This window comes from Streptomyces sp. NPDC052107 (assembly GCF_040680215.1).
Taxonomy (GTDB): Bacteria; Actinomycetota; Actinomycetes; order Streptomycetales; family Streptomycetaceae; genus Streptomyces.
Window position 1 is genome coordinate 1 of record NZ_JBFAWG010000118.1, and the last position, 15,300, is coordinate 15,300.

The 15,300-nt window shown below is 69.4% G+C and carries 11 protein-coding genes; 5 read left to right on the plus strand and 6 right to left on the minus strand.

Features of this window, described 5'->3' with window-relative positions:
* Positions 1-1,316: 1,316 nt before the first annotated feature.
* The 3 genes from AB0M27_RS42650 to AB0M27_RS42660 all read left to right on the plus strand — a co-directional run bounded on the left by AB0M27_RS42650 (position 1,317) and on the right by AB0M27_RS42660 (position 3,974).
* Positions 1,317-2,000 (plus strand): RDD family protein, encoded by a 684-nt coding sequence (locus AB0M27_RS42650; RefSeq protein WP_365730779.1) that lies wholly within the window; start codon positions 1,317-1,319, stop codon positions 1,998-2,000.
* Positions 2,001-2,004: 4 nt separating this feature from the next.
* On the plus strand, positions 2,005-2,811 hold the full coding sequence (locus tag AB0M27_RS42655) for a hypothetical protein (protein ID WP_365730781.1): 807 nt from the start codon (positions 2,005-2,007) through the stop codon (positions 2,809-2,811).
* 398 nt (positions 2,812-3,209) lie between these two features.
* On the plus strand, positions 3,210-3,974 hold the full coding sequence (locus tag AB0M27_RS42660) for a hypothetical protein (RefSeq protein WP_365730782.1): 765 nt from the start codon (positions 3,210-3,212) through the stop codon (positions 3,972-3,974).
* Between the two features lie 183 nt (positions 3,975-4,157).
* Here the strand turns inward: AB0M27_RS42660 and AB0M27_RS42665 are convergent, their stop codons facing one another.
* The 5 genes from AB0M27_RS42665 to AB0M27_RS42685 form a co-directional block, all read right to left on the minus strand.
* Positions 4,158-6,908 (minus strand): tetratricopeptide repeat protein, encoded by a 2,751-nt coding sequence (locus tag AB0M27_RS42665; RefSeq protein WP_365730784.1) that lies wholly within the window; start codon positions 6,906-6,908, stop codon positions 4,158-4,160.
* A 500-nt stretch (positions 6,909-7,408) separates the two neighbouring features.
* A complete protein-coding gene (locus tag AB0M27_RS42670) occupies positions 7,409-9,022 on the minus strand; it encodes an RNase H family protein (RefSeq protein WP_365730786.1) in 1,614 nt (537 codons plus the stop codon).
* Between the two features lie 221 nt (positions 9,023-9,243).
* Positions 9,244-9,573, minus strand: coding sequence for a hypothetical protein (locus tag AB0M27_RS42675; protein WP_365730788.1), 330 nt, complete (start codon positions 9,571-9,573; stop codon positions 9,244-9,246).
* A gap of 178 nt (positions 9,574-9,751) precedes the next feature.
* Complete coding sequence (locus tag AB0M27_RS42680) at positions 9,752-10,174, minus strand: hypothetical protein (RefSeq protein ID WP_365730790.1); 423 nt, start codon at positions 10,172-10,174, stop codon at positions 9,752-9,754.
* Positions 10,175-10,303: 129 nt separating this feature from the next.
* Complete coding sequence (locus AB0M27_RS42685) at positions 10,304-10,864, minus strand: hypothetical protein (protein ID WP_365730792.1); 561 nt, start codon at positions 10,862-10,864, stop codon at positions 10,304-10,306.
* 197 nt (positions 10,865-11,061) lie between these two features.
* Between AB0M27_RS42685 and AB0M27_RS42690 the strand changes: the two genes are divergently transcribed.
* Positions 11,062-13,227 carry an N-6 DNA methylase gene (locus tag AB0M27_RS42690; RefSeq protein ID WP_365730794.1) on the plus strand — a complete coding sequence of 722 codons (2,166 nt, stop codon included), beginning with the start codon at positions 11,062-11,064 and terminating at the stop codon, positions 13,225-13,227.
* 562 nt (positions 13,228-13,789) lie between these two features.
* The gene (locus AB0M27_RS42695) at positions 13,790-14,455 is read left to right on the plus strand and encodes a DUF6308 family protein (protein WP_365730797.1); all 666 of its coding nucleotides are present in this window, start codon (positions 13,790-13,792) and stop codon (positions 14,453-14,455) included.
* 198 nt (positions 14,456-14,653) lie between these two features.
* Here AB0M27_RS42695 and AB0M27_RS42700 read toward each other — a convergent pair whose 3' ends face one another.
* Positions 14,654-15,148, minus strand: coding sequence for a helix-turn-helix transcriptional regulator (locus AB0M27_RS42700; protein WP_365730799.1), 495 nt, complete (start codon positions 15,146-15,148; stop codon positions 14,654-14,656).
* Positions 15,149-15,300 lie beyond the last annotated feature (152 nt).

Genomic DNA, 15,300 nt, shown 5'->3' on the forward strand with positions numbered 1-15,300 from the left:
AGCGGGTACTTCCTCGGGGCAGGCATCGTCTGGGCTCCTCTCATGAGACCCATCTGACCTGCTGTCACCTTTCCCCGCATCTCGGGGGAACCTCAGACTTGCCGCCGCTGGCAGCGGAGATCACGGCGGCGAGGGCCACGATGCCGACGACGCCGAGGCAGCCGACTCCAGCACAGGTTTTGGCCTTGCTCTTCTTCTTCGGCGGTTCCGGGCCTGCGGCTGGAACGGCTGCTGCGGCTGGCCGGACTGCTGGCCCCAAGAAGGCGTGGACATGCGTGGGTACCCCCTGTGGTGGTGCGAGGAAGGAGACGGGCTCAGATGGACGGCGAACGGACGTGCAGTCACCGGGGCCTGACGCTTCCCCTCAAGCGAAAGCATGGATAGGTAAGCATGAAAGTGAAAGCGTCGTCAATCATTCTGAACGTGCAGAGGGGTGCCCCATGTTGAGGGAGGCGTCACCGAGGGGCTTGCGATCGGCCTCGTGAGCAGTCAGAGAGGGGGCTTGATCGGCGGATTCGTCGGAGGGATGGCGGTTGGCCTCATGTCTGGGCTGGCCCAGGCGTTCCGTCGGGCGGCGTCACAGGCAGCCGAACCGGGCTGGCAGCGGGCTTACCGCCGTGATCGCAGGGCGAAGCGAACCCAGCCCAGATTGTCCCGCTACGGCCTCGCAGTCGGGTCGGCGCTCGGCTGGGCCGCCGCGATCGTCGCTGGGGTCGCCGCCGGGAGGGCAGTCGGCCTCGTCACCGGAGCCGTAGGCACGCTTGACTCGCAGAGGCGCCGACGAGTCTGACCGCGGTAGGTGATCCCAACTCGGTTTCCCTGACCTTCGCACCTTTGCGGTTCTTCACGGCGATTGGGGTTCCCCGAGATGTGATGGGAGGTGGCGGCATTCGTCGCCGGCAGGCGGAGCCGGGCGGCACCACCCTTGGAGCCACCGCGTCTCGGGGCCGTCACCGGTCTTCGACATTTCGCGTCGGCTGCCGCCACTGTCCCCCCACCGTCGGTGAAATTGCTGAACACGGGTTGACTGCTCCCCACGCAGCGGAGAGGATCTTCACATCTTCTACACGGCAGCGGACCCCCCAGCGCGCCATAAACCATTGACCCTGGAGTCCGGATTGCCTTGCCCTGCTTGCGGAATGCCGTCACGCCGCGCCGACGACCGGTTCTGCGCCGGTTGCGGGGCTCCGGTCGCTCCTCCTGCACAGGCGCCGCCCGTGGGGACGGTGCCTCCGACCCGGCCGTGGAGTCTGAGCAAGGACAGCGGCGACGCGACTCCGCCACCTTGGAGGGCGGCCCCCCCGCCGGATGCTCCCGTGCCGGCGCCCTGGGCGTACACGCCTCACGCCGGCACCCAGCCCGGTGAGGGCCTCGGTGCCGGTGCCGGCAACGCGGGGGATCCCTCGGCCACTTCCGTGGGCCCCGGAGCGTATGGCGGGGTCGGCTCGTACGGCGGCCCGGCCTCCGGCCAGTGGCACGTACCTCCCCCCAGGGGCGCGGCGTACGGCTTCCCCACCTCCCCGCAGCCACCGTCCGGCAGCGGATTCCTCACCGGAACGGCCTGGTTCGGCCCGCCGCTGGCGAACTGGGGACAGCGGGCAGGCGCACTCCTCATCGACTACCTCGCTGCGATCGTGCCGCCGTTCATCCTGTTCGTCATCGGTATTGCCTCGGCGCGGACGCTCGGCGCCGGAGTGGTGCTATTCCTGTTGCTCGGCATAGCCTGGTTCTTCGGGTATGTGATCTATCAGGTCGTCGGCGAGGGACGCACTGGGCAGGGGCTCGGCAAGCGGGTGGTCGGCATCCGTGTCGTCCGCGAGAGCGACGGGCAGCCCCTCGGGGTCGGCCAGGCCTTCGGCCGCCACCTGCTGCACATCATCGACTACCTCCCCGCGGTCGTCATCGTCATCCCCCTCGGCTACCTGTGGCCACTGTGGCACAACAAGCGACAGACCTGGGCCGACATGGCGCTCGGCAGCGTCGTGCTGTCGGACCGGTGACATCATGAGCCAGTTCGGCCGACCGCTGTACTGTGCCCGCTGCGGCCAGGCGGGCATCCCCACGCCGGGTCGGCCGTGCCCGGTGTGCGGCATCACCCACTGGCTTCCCGACTTCGGCCGCATCGACCAGGTCGGCCATCCAGAGGCGGCCCTGGAGACATCGCTCGCCCAGTTGCGCGGGGAGCAGTCCGCCGCCGAGGCGACCGCCCGCGTGCTGGCCGACCCGTACGCACCGGACGGCTCTCCCGTCTCCATTGCCCGCTCCATGCTTTACAGCTGGCCGCAGGACGACCCGCCGCTGCACATCTGCGGCGCCAACCTGCTGGCGATGACGACCACCGCCGGCCCGTTCCGAGGCCTCTTCGGCGCGGTCACCGTCCCTCTCGGCCCGGCCGCCGTCACGCTCGGCGCCGGCCAGGCCGGACAGCTCGCCGACCGGCAGCAACTCTCCCCAGTTGATGCCGGTGCCATGGTGCTGAGCCTCGGCACGATTGCCTATTTCGGACGCATGCAGCGTTGGTCGATTCCGGCGGGGGAGTTGCTGGGTTTTCAGCCGCAACAGATCGCCCCGCAGGTTGTACGAGTGGTCCTGCACACCGCGCATGCCGCGCAACCGGCCACGGTGGACGTCCTGCACGACGGGCACTCTCCCAATGTGGCTTTCTACCTCGAATGGGCTCAGGCCCATGCGAACAACCGGCTTTCCGAGTTCGAGCGGCGGCTCGACGCCCAATTGGCCGCCCTCCGCACCGCCAACACCGATGCCCGGGACCGCTATGCGGCTACCTCACCGGTGTACCGTCCGGGGTGAGCCGGACGGGAGGCCCAGCGGCCATACGCACCTTCGTCATGTCGGCCATCGGGGCTCTTCCCGGCACCCCCTCGTGGCCGCGGGACCGACTGCAGCCGCTCAATTACCGGCAAGCTCCTGGCCTGACAACCCCGAGCGCCGCCCCACGCATTGCGTCACCGAACCCTGACCGCCGGGCGCGCACCGCAGTCTGGCCTCGCGACTTGCAGCGGCCGGTTTGCTCCCTGCGGATTCCCGGGTGTGCCTGTGCCCCTGACATGGCCGCTGCGCTGTGTTCAGAAGCCCGGCACCTTCCTCGCCCCCAATCCGTCAGCGGTGGTTCTTCTACTGCCACGCCCGAACACCATCCCTTGCTCGTCGGCGCCGGGAAGGCGCCCCTCCTCTCCTGGACAAGCCATATGGAAGATAACGAGATCGACCTTGCCACCGTTCGCGCCCTGTTCCCCACCTCAGAGACCAACGCAGAAGGGGACCTGGGCACCGACGGCGTACTCGACGAGTGGCTGCAGCAGGGATACGACATCGCGTTGTACCGCGCCACCGATCACCGCCTGCTTGTTCGCCCCACGAACTCCGCCGGGCACACGCCGGGATGGCTCATCGGCCCCCGCTACGGCAAGGCCCAACTGGAGTCCCTCTACATCAATCCCCACCCCATCGAAGCCGCGGAGACGGCAACGGCCTGCCCGCCCGACGGCCACACGGACGAGAACAGCGGCGAGGCGACGCCGGCAACCGAAAGCCACCCCGGGCCCGAGTTGCACATTGCCGACCCCTTCGACTTCCAGGGAGCGGCCAATGCCTACATCAGCCAGGTCGATGACGGGGAATACGAGATCGAGTTGATCGATGAGGGGGGGTTGCCCGGGTGCTCCACCTATATGGAGACCCTGTCGTTCCGCCTCCTCCCCGCCGCAGCACCTTCCAGCGCCCCAACCGAACAGGATGCGCGCGTCATCGAAGCGGCTACCGCTGAGCTGGCTGACCACGGATACGCGCCCACCTCCGCCTGGACAGGCAGCACCGACAGCTTCAGGGTAAAAGTCGGCATCACCGACTGGGGGATGGACCGCCTATGGGAGCTGCTCTACGCGACCGATCCACCAACGGACGAAGGCGACGAAGACGACGAAGCTGAAACGGAAGAAGCCGAAGAGGGGTAGCACCATTTTCCGACGTCGACGTACCCGGTGAGCGCCCCGGGCACCTCTTGCGTTCGTTAGGCCAGCGTGGGCCACATGGAGGCGAGCAGGTATGCAGCCACGCTACGAGGCGGGCTTGCTTGTCAGGCTTGGAAGGGCTGCGGGAGCTGCCGCTGTTCGTGACCGTGGAGGGCGCGGTTGGAGTCAGTCCTCCTCGCCGCCGAGGGTGAGACGGAGGGTGGCGGCTCGGGCCAGGACGGCGTCAGCGTCGTTGCTGCCGAGGTCGTGGAGCAGTTCGCCGAGGTTGTGGAGGGCGGAGACCAGGGCGGGGCGGTAGACGCCGGGGACCTGTGCGGCGAGCTGCTCGTAGACTGACACCACTTGGCCCTGCTGCTCGAGGGCCTCGGCAGGCCTGTCGGCTGCGCGCAGGTAGCGGGAGAGCCGGGACCGGGCAGCGGCCAGAGTGCCGAGGTAGCCGTCGGGGTCCTCGAGGGCGAACGGTTCGAGCAGCCGTATCGTCTCGTCCTGGGTCGCGGCCGCCTCGGCGTGCTGCTCGCTGCGGGCGAGCAGCAGGGCACGGGAGTCCAGCAGGACAAGTCGCAGCATCGGGTCGCTGTCTGGGTGTTCCAGCAGGTGGATCTCCCACAGGCCGAAGACGCGGTCGAGTAGTTGCTCGGCCGGCCGCAGGAGGTCAGCGCGGATGAGATCCTGGACGGTGCCGTCCAGGGTGCGGATGGTCTCCTCCAGATCGTGCTGGTTGTCGGTGAGCCGTTCCAGGGTGTCCTCGGTGTCCCGGCCGAGGCTGTACTCGACGAGCAGGCGACTGCGTAGGTTTCCGACAAGGTAGCTCTGGTTGCCGAGCTGGCCCCAGATGCGGGTGGCGCGTTCCAGCAGCGGCAGCGCCGCGCCATGGTCCTGCTGCCGGGAGTGGCGGGTGGCGAGGTTTTCCAGGGTCATGGCGAGGTTGCCGAGATGAGGGTCGGGCCACTGGAGGGCCAGCTCCTCGTACAGCTCGACGGCCTCGGTGAGGGCGGCGGTACTCTCCTCGGCCCGGTTCAGGGCGGACTCGCGTGCGGAGAGCTGGACCAAAGCGAGAGCGAGGCCCTGTTGGTCGTCAGCCTGCCGGTAGAGGTCCGCGGCGAGGCCGGTGGCGGACCGTGCCTCCTCGTCCTGGTCGAGCTGGGTCAGGTAGATGCCGAGCGAGAGCCAGGAACCGGCGAGCTGACGACGGAAGCGCTCGGGATCGCCCTGCGTCAAGTCCCCGTACAGGGCCACTGATCTGCGCATGTGCTCGAGCGAGCGGTCCAGGCGGCCCTGCTGCTCGTGATAGCGGCTCAGGTCGTGCAGTACCTGCGCGAGTTCTGCTCCGTAGTTGTCACTTCCCGGCGTGTGCAGCCGCTGCAGGAGGCTGACCGCGCGTTCCATGGCGGTGATCGCCTGGTCGAAGCGGTCGGCGCGTTCGCACACTTTGCCAAGCCGTGCGAGGGCCTGGGCGAGGTCGGGGGCCCAGCCGCTGTCCTTGTCGTACAGGCGCTGGTAGACCTCGACGGCCTCGACGGCAGCCGGCACGGCCTCCTCTATCTGGTCGGCGAAGTGGTGGGTGACCGCCACGTTGTACAGCACCATGCCCAGGGCGGGGAGATTCCCGGCGTCGCGGAAGATCCCGGCCGCCTCACCGTTCGCAGCCAGCGACTCCACCGTCCGCCCCAGGTCGTGGAACCGTGTTCCGAGGTCCCGCAGGGCCCGGGCCAAGGCGAGGGCTTCTTCGGGGCAGTCACGCAGTAGCGCGACCGCAGTCGTGGTCTCCTCCAGCGCGGGCTCGCGGCGGCCGAGTTCGGCGAGCTGCTGGCCGAGGAAGAGATGGCAGTGGGCGAGGTCGGCGGTCCACTGCGGGTCCTGTTCGCGAAGCTGACGGTAATGCGCTGCCGACTCCTGCAGCGCGTACACCGCTTTGACGTGGCGGCCGGTTGCGGCGAGCCTGTGGTGCAGCTCCACCAGCGCGAGTGCGAGGTGTGGGAGGTGGCCTGGCTCGTCGCCGACGATGCCACGGTGGAGTTCGACGCACTGCTTCGCGGTCTCCACTGCGGCGTCGCCGTCCAGGTGGCTTTGCACGCGGGCGAGGTCGCCGAGCAGTTCGGCGCGCCGCCGGTTGGTGGCAGCGTCCTCGGCATCGGCGAGGAGCTCCGCGGCCTCGGCCAGGTGGACGCGGGCGTCCTCCCATTGCTTCAGTTCCTCGTGCCGCAGACCTACGGAGTGCAAAGCGGCTGCCAGCACGACGGGGCTCTCCCGCTCGAGCAGGACGACCGCCTCCTGAGCGGCTTCAAGCGCGCCAACCGGGTCGCCGGCGTCAGCGGTGCGTTGGGCGAGGCTCAGCAAGGCTTGGGCATAGGGCTCGACTGCCCAGGGCATGCCCGATTCCGCGTACGGGGCGAGCCCGTGGACGGCCCGCCGGCAGGCCTCAGTCGCGGCGGCCGGGTCTCCGGCGGCGACCAGTAGATCGCCGTACGCTACGGCCTCGGCGAGGGCGTCCAGCCACCGGGTGGGTTCCTGCGCCGCCAGGGCGCACAGCGCGGTGAATGCCTCGCGTCGGGCGTCACGTGCTTCATCGGTGTGGCCGAGGGCGGTGAGGGGGCGGGCGAAGGCGCTCAGGTCGCGGGTGTGCTGCAGTGTGCCGGTGGCGGTGTGCAGGTCGAGGGTGATGCGGCGGGCGAGCAGTTCGTCGTCGTGGCGGTGGTCCTCGGCGAGCAGGTCGGCGATGTCGGCAAGGGCGTGGCGCAGCCCGGCGAGGACGATGGCCGGGTCGTCGAGGACCAGTTGCTCGGTGTCGTGCGCCGCATCGCCGAGCCGTGCGCAGAGGTCATCGAGTGAGGCGGCGACCGTCTCGCTGAACGGTTCGGTGCGGGCTGCGGCGCAGGCCCGGTACTGGGCGACGAGGTGGCCTATCGCCAACGCCATGGTGTTCCTCCCTATCCCTGCGCAGGCCTGGTGCTGCCGGTGCGCGAAAGAAGACTAGTCAGCACAAAATCTTCACAACAAGGCGGTTCGGCCTCGGAACCCCGGGAGGGTGTGGACAGGCGCCTCTTACGTCTCCGTGAGGGCCCCGCGGGGGCAGTGCCGACCTCTGTCAGGTCGTTTCAGGATCAGTTCAATGCGGGACGTCAGCCCGGACAGGCCGCCGCTGTGGCCCGCGAAGGCATGACCGACCGCGCCTTGATGCCGCGACGCTCGGAAAGCGGTCGCCGCAGTTCAGCGCGTATCGGCACGCGGTGACGGCTCCCGACGGGGACAGGAACGAAGGCACAGAGCTTGACTATGCATGCGTCGGGGCCTTGAGCCGACGGAGAGGGGGCAACTTCCGGGATGGCGAACGTGCGCTTCTTCTGGCCGTTCACGAGGTGGTCCCATCCGGGCTATGTGCACCTCTTGAGGAATCGCGCGGCCGTGGGCGGCGCGCCCTAGGCGTATCGAAGGGTGCTCAGGATGTGCGTCTGCTCCTTGCGGGCGACAGCAGCGGGGATGCGGCCGGTGGCGCGGCGCAGGGCTACTGCCGCAAGAGCGTCGGCGGTCTCGTTGAGGTCGTGGCCGATGTGGCCTTTGAGCCAGCGCACCTCTACTCGGTCGCGGTACGGCATCAGGTTGGCCAGGAGCTGCCTGCCTTCGGGGAACACAACGGTGCGGTGGGCCACGGCCGGGTCGGCGGATTCCAGGGCCCGGTTGACGGCGGTGACGGCTTCCAAGCTGTCGCACAGGATGACGATGGGGGAGTGCGGGCTGTGGTGGAGAAGGGCGAGGGCGGCCGTGCAGATGCCGATGACCTCCGCCTCACCGCTGCTGTGGGCCATGGAGGCGCCGTGTCCTGTGGCGCCGTTCTCGCAGACCCAGCCATAGCCGCACTGGGCGGACTCGTCGCCGACCGCGGCGTCGGCAACAGCCACGACCGCCTGGGGGAGGAGGTCGTTGAGGATCGCGTATCGGTCTGAGGCAGCGTCCGGCTCGACGATCTGCCCTGGGGCGTCGTCCACGTCCAAGAGGGCGGTGGCAGGGACTTCCATGGAGAGGGCCGCCCCAAGAGCGAGGTGGCATCGCGGGCAGCCCTCGGCCCGTTCCAGGCAGCCGGTCTGGTGCTCGGCGGCCAGCCGCTGAGCGCGGTCCCACAGGCCCGGATGGACGGAGGCGAAGCGCGCGATGGCCCCTGCGTGGCACTGGGCGATCAGGTCGGCGAAAGACCCAGTGGAGGCGAGCTCTTGGATACGGTCGTGGAGGTCGGCGGTTTTGTGCCTGGCTTCGATCGCACGGGCGGTGAGGATCGCGGTGTCCTGGTAGGCATCCTCCAGCGCGTCGAGCTGGACGCTGCGGGCGGTGAAGGGGCGGGCGAGCGCGGCCCGCTCGGCCTGGGCGATCGCGTAACGGCCCCAGGCCAGCGCGGTAGGGGCGTGCCGGTTCCACCGTTCGACGATCGCGTCATGTCCAAGGTGGCAGTTCTCCGCCTCCCGGGCGTCGTGCAACAGCACCTGGACGAAGGAGTCGTCGCCGCAGTCCAGCAGTTCGCGGACCGCAGAGGGGATTTCGGTGTGCATCAGCCGGCGCTCTTGCGCCCACCGGGCCCGGTCGCAGTTCGGCACACTCAGAGCCTCAGCAGGCAGCCCCCGCTGGGTGAGCTCCTCTTCCATGGCGCGCAGGTACGCCTGCGGGTGTGCGGCCCGCGCCACCCGCAGGTCCAGCGGACCGGTCACCGGCATGCGCCGCTGCGAGATCCGACGGGCACGCTGCTCCTTGCACACGGCTTCAGCCTGCAACCGGGCGCGCCGAACCCGGCGGGCGTACTCGCGCAGCGGCCGCAACCGCTGCGCCGGCATCACGGAAAGCTCAGCGCGCCGGACAGCTCCCCGGGCAAGGACCTCCACGTGGGCGAGCGCGATGGCGACAGCTCCGGCGAGTGCGGGGTGGTCCAGCGCGGCTTCGGTCTGCGGGGAGGCAGTGCCGTTCATCCGGGCCAGGGCGGCGTCCTGGAGCGCGGTGAAGTCCTCGGCGAGGCGGCTGACCAGTTCGGGGCGCTCAGGGGACGTCATGTCAGAACTCCCAGGTCACGGGCGGATGGTAATGCGCTTCGGGGGGTGGCTGCTTAGCCGGGCCATGACGATGGCTGTGTCATCGCCGTGTGGCGGACGGCCGCAGTTCGCGGGCCAGGCCGTGAGGACCAGGCGCTGCCGACGGGGATGGGCGGCGGGCGGCGGTGGCCCGCCACTGGGCGGGACGAAGGGCGGATGCGGGGTTGGTGCTTTGCGCTGGTTCAGGTGGTGCGGGCGGCGTTGGCGCGGACTTGCGCGTAGACGGTGAGGAAGAGCTCCAGGTCGGCGGCCTCGTTGGCAGCGGCGCGTCCGGAGGCGAGCCTGGTGTGGGCGTCGTGGTGGGCCTGGCGCAGGTACTTGCTGCGGTCCAGGTGGTGCCACAGGAGCCGGAAGGCCTGTTGGTGGTCGTACAGGACGGTTTCGTACTCGCCCCGTGAGACGCGGCGCGCCTGTTCCAACAGGGCGCGGAAGTTCTCGTCGTCGCTGCGCTTGAGCAGTGCGGCCAGGTGCCGGTGGTAGACGGTGAGCTCGGGCTCGCCGGACTCGGTCAAGCTGTGCTTCTTTCTGTCACTGGGTGATGGTCGTGGGTTGTCGGGTCGGGGGTGCTGTGCGCTCAGCCGACCTTGGCCCACTTCTGGCAGCCGGTCGTCTTGAAGACCTCGCCCTGCGAAGCGGGGCGGGTCTGGGGCGCGACGCTCAGGAACGGCTGCGCTCTTCGTCCGTGGCCGGTCAGGGTGCGGGGTCGGTCTTGGCGGTGTCGTTGACGTTGTCGAGGCAGGCCTTCATGAAGGCGTCGCGGTGGATGGTGCCGCCGTTGGGCTGCTGCGAGATCGTGGCGTACTGCTGGGAGCAGGTGGCCTCGCTGGCGGTGTAGGTGAGGTTGCCATCGTCCGTGTAGACACCTCCGGAGATGGTGCCGGCCGCGTAGGCGCCCAGGAGGGTGGAGCGGCCGAAGACGGGCTTGTCCACCGTCTTGGTGACGACCTTGGCCGGGCGGGATGCAGCCTGCTGGGCGCGCTGGTCGGCTGCGGCCTCCTGGCGGCGGGCGGCCGCGAGCGCGGTGTGGGTGCTGACGTGGTCCACCGTGGCTGCGGTGACGGACAGGACGGTCAATCCGCAGGCGGTGATGGCGATGACCTTGGGCCGGTTCACTGGTGTCCTTCGTGTAAGGGAGCGAGTGGAGGCGAAAGCCGAGCAGACGGCGGCGCTGCGGTGGTCGGCGGGGGATACGGACGCCTCTGGCCGCGTCCGGAGTCCGGCTGACGGGCCGGCGGTGGTGCGTCAGCCGGCGTTGGTGTCGGTCCACTTGTCGCCGAAGAGGTCCTTGCTGATCTCGCAGGAGGCGATGTTGTAGCCGCCCGAGGCGGTGGACTGCGAGATGACCTTGCCGTTGACCTTCAGCTGGCAGGTGACATGGCCTGCGCCCTGAAGCTGAGTGGTGATCGAGTAGTACTGCGGGTTCTTCAGCGGCTTGGTCACGTGCATGGGCACCGTGCCCTGGGCGGAGGACCCGGCCGGGCCGTACTGCACGTCGGCGCCGCTGGTGCCGGTGACGACGTAGGTGACGGTCTGCGGCGTCTGCTTCGGGCCCGCAGAGTGCGGGGCGGCGGTCTTGGCGCCGTTGTTTGCGTGGGAGGGCGCGGCGGCCGGCTTGTCGGTGTCGGCGGACTTGCCGCCGCCGGCAGCGGTGATCGCGCCGCCGAGGACCAAGACGGCGACGACGCCGAGGCAGCCGGCCCCGGCACAGGTCTTGGCCTTGCTCTTCTTCGGCGGTACCGGGGCCTGCGCCGGGAACGGCTGCTGCGGCTGGCCGGGCTGCTGGGCCCAGGGAGGCGTGGACATGGGTGGGTTCCCCCGTTTGCGTGTGAAGAAGGCATCGGAACGTGGACGGGACGCCGACACCACAGCCCTGGAGCTGCGCTGCCAAGCGGAAGCATCAGCAGATAAGCATGTCTGTGAAAGCACTGTCAATCACGATGCATGGTGAGATCGATGCTGTAAAGTGTGGACGGTCAACCCGCCTCGAGGTCTGGAGTGCCATGCCGAAGCCCTCCGCGCAGGTGACCGCGGCCGAGATCTCACGGCTCGCCGGAGTCACGCGCGCCACGGTCAGCAACTGGCGCCGCCGGCACGCGGACTTCCCGGCCCCGGCCGGTGGTACCGACACCAGCCCGCTGTACGACCTCGAGGCCGTCCGCGCCTGGCTCGACTCACGCGGCCATGCCACCGCCGCCTCGCCCGCCGAGGAACTGCGCGCCGCACTGCGCCTGCACACCGGCAGCGGCGGCGCCGCCCGGTTGCTGCCCCTCGTCCTCGCCGGCGCCCAACGCGAGCGGGGAGCACTGACCGCACTGGGCGAACTCCCCGACGGTGAACTGGCCGCCCGCTGCCACGACGCGGTGGCCGAACTCGCCGACACTGTTCCGGGCACGGACACGGTCACCTACACCCCGGCCGACGCCCCCCTGCTCCGCGCGCTGCTGCACTGCGTGCGCGACGAAGGCGGACAGACGACGCTCGACATCCTGGCCGAGCGCGAACTGGAAGACAGCGCCGCCAGCGGCGCCTACCAAACCCCCGAGCAACTGGCCGACCTAATGGCCCGCTTGCTCACCCCGCACCCCGACGACCCCTACCCCGCCCGGGTGTTGGATCCCGCATGCGGCAGTGGCAGCCTGCTCGCCGCAGCCGCCCGGCACAGCGCCACCGGCCTGTTCGCCCAGGACTTGCTGCCGGTCCAAGCCCAACGCACCGCCGTACGGCTGCGCCTTGCCGCACCCGAAGCGCACCTCGCAGTGCGGGCCGGCGACACCCTACGCGCGGATGCCTTCGCGGACCTCACCGCGGATGCGGTGCTGTGCAACCCGCCATACGCGGACCGCGACTGGGGCCACGACGAACTCGCCTACGACCCCCGCTGGGCCTACGGCTTGCCGCCGCGTGCAGAGTCCGAACTCGCCTGGGTGCAGCACGCGTTGGCCCATCTGCCCCCGGGGGCCTTCGCGGTGATGCTACTGCCGCCCGCCACCGCCTCCCGCGCCTCCGGCCGCCGAGTCCGCGCCGAGCTGCTGCGCAGTGGCGCACTACGCGCCGTCGTCTCCCTGCCACCGGGAGCGGCGACACCGCTGCACATCGGACTGCACCTGTGGATCCTGCAGCGCCCCCAGCCGGGCGGCAGTGACCTGCACAGGGTTCTCTTCATCGACGCCATCGGCGAGCAACGCCCGCACGACCTACCAAGCCAGCACGGCTCCGCCTCCTCCACCACCCGGTCACGGGGCGGAAGGGCTCCGCTCGACTGGACCGCACTGAGCACGAACGTGCTGGACCACTGGCAGACGTTCGCCGCGGACCCGGCACACTTCACCGACCACCCCGGCACAGCATGTGCCGTCCCCGTCATCGAGCTCCTCGACGACCTCGTCGACATCACCCCCACCCGCCACGTCCGGGTCACCCCGCGCAGTGCCGACCCGCTGGCGGTGGCCAAGAACGCGCGTGATCTCGAGGACCGTCTGAAGGAGAGCGCCCTCGCCCTGGCCGCATCGTGCGCTGGTACCCCCTGGGTGGCGGCCGAGGAGGAAGCCCGGTCCTGGCGCACGGCGACGGTCTCCGACCTTGCGCGTGGCGGTGCACTGACCGTGCACCGCGCCGTGCCGGCAGGACGCGGCTCCCAGGACACGCCACCATCGCGCAGTCACACGGGCGTCAGTACCCTCACCGGGCGCGATCTAGCGACCGGCAGCCGCGCTTCCGGAGACGTGGACGAGCAGCAGCAGACGGCCGACTCCACGATCATCGAGGCGGGCGACGTGCTGATCCCGGGTATCCGGGCCGCCCAAGGCGGCGGCGCCCGCGTCGCGGACGACCAGGACGCGGGATGCCTTGTGGGACTGCACGTTCACCTGGTTCGCCCTGACCCCGACCGGCTGGATCCCTGGTTCCTCGCGGGCTTCCTGGCGGCCGAGGACAACGTCAACAGCGCCACCACCGGTTCCACGTCGCTGCACATCGATCCGCGGCGACTGCGCGTACCCCTGCTGCCGCTTGACGAGCAACGCCGCTACGGCCTGGCGTTCCGTCAGCTGCACAGGCTACGGGTCCTTGCGCGCGAGGTCGCGGAGCGGACCGAGGAAACCACCGGCTTGCTCACCCAGTCCCTCACCAGCGGCGTCCTTCTGCCTCCCGAGGCCGTTGTGGGCTGACAGCGACAGGCGAATGGGCGGCGATTTTGTCTTACGGCACGAGGCTGAGCGTCGGCGGTAGGCGCCTTAAGGATCTGCTCGACAGCCAGGCCCTGCTCCTCGCGCAGGTCCTGCCACCGCTGCGATGCCCTCACCCTTTGGACCACGGCACGTTGCTCTGACGGCGCCAGCCGTCAGAGCAAGCAGGCGCCGCCGGGGACGAGTACGCTCCGCCGGCGACATCCGGCTGTTTCGCCGGACCATTGTCCTTGGTGAGGTGCCAACGTCTGGGACATTCCCGCACCAAGGCGAACGGTGGCCTTGGCTTCCTCTAGGCAGGATCCGTAGCCGTTCGAGCAGCATCGACGCGAGCAGTCTGCGCCCACGGGACACTATTTGGCCTGCTGCGCAGGCAGGGCCAATGGCCTGGACGTGTCAGTGCCGGTGACTACAGTTCAGTGGTCGGTTGAGCCTGTGATGCCGTTGCGGCTGGGGCAGGGGGTCGGCGACTCGTTGGGGGAGTGGACCTGCTGTCGAGGGGGCGGCGTTGAGAGACGCGAAGGTGCGTGTTGGCGGGCGGAGCGTGGAGTTTGAAGTAGCGGCGCGGTGGGTTGGCTCCTACTTCGATGAATCGGCGAACAGGGCCGCCGCGGCCGCCAAAGGGGGTAAGCCGTTCGCTTACCCGGCATACGACCGTATGGCCACAGGCAGCGGTCCGGACGAGTTGAACGATGGTGATTTCCTCGCTCCGCTGCTCCTCAACGCCGGCCCCACGATTGCCGCTGTGTACTCGCTGCAGGCTGTGCGGCCGGTGCTGGAGGCCGGGCTGGCCGCCATACCCCAGGACCTGGCGCTGCAGACCGCAGTCGCCCGAGGTTGCCACAGGCCCCTGCTTGAGGGGCTGATCGGCGTCTTGGACGACCCGGGAAAGGTGCCCGGGATCGGACTGACGAAGTTGACCAAGGTCCTCCACCGCAAGCGCCCGCTTTTCGTCCCGCTCTTCGACCGGCAAGTCAAAGCTTGCTACTACAGCACGCACGCCACCTACCCGATGCATCCCACGCCAGGACGCCCAGAGGCCGTCTTCTTCTCAACTCTCGCCGCATGCATGACTCGAGACCTCGAGGAGCAGCCCGAGCAGTGGCAAGCCCTGGCAGCGCAGGCCCCCAACGATGTGTCGCTGCTGCGGATCCTGGATATCGTGGCCTGGAATCTGGGCGCCGGCGCGCTCGCTCCAACAACAGCGTGACGGCTTCGCGACAGCACTCCCAGCGAGGGATGTCCGCGAGCCGCTGACGCCTGACCGGATCACTCGGGCGGGGTCCAGTAGGGCTTTCGCTTCGTGTGCAGGGTGGGGCCCCGCTTCGGCAAAGAACTTGCCCGACATCTGCCTGCGCAGCCGGAGAGCCTCCAACTTATCGGCAGCGTCTTGCGGAAGCTGGAGGCTTCACTCGGTGGGTGGGGCGGCTGCTCGCAGGCAGCGGGCGAGGAGGGCGCCGGCGGCGTCCAGGCGCTCGTCGGGCGGGAGGGTGAGGAGGAGTTGGTAGGCGGCGTCGATGACGGCGGGCAAGTCCTCTGCGCTTGCCGGCGCGTGGGCGAACCGGTGGGTGGCGATCGGCTGTTTTTGGCTCGCGTCGGGCTGGTAGTTCGGGTTGGGGATGTGCCGTTGTCCGCTGGATGCCGCCGTTGGCGGCCGGGAAGACCGCTGGGTTGTGGCGGGGGCGAGGAGTGCGTCGACGGCCAGGCCGAATGTCTGGGCCAGTTTGGTGAGGGTGTCGAAGGAGGGCTCGCGGTCGCCGTTCTCCAGCTGGCTGACGTATGGGTAGGACAGGCCGGAGCGCTCGGCCAGGTCCTTGCGGCTCCAGCCCCGCTCGTCCCGGAGCTCACGCAGTGACCTGCCCAGCCGTGGGAGGTTCCTCGTCCTGCGGTTCGACTCCACCATGCGCTTCCGCTCCTTGCATACTCGATGCCCTCAGCATTATGCTCACAGCATATCAATCGGGGGGGTGCCCCTATGGGTTTCGTCAAGGGAATCGGCCTGCGTTTCGGTGAGTGGCAAGGCAGCATGGCGTGATGCCTGACCTGCTGTGGGAT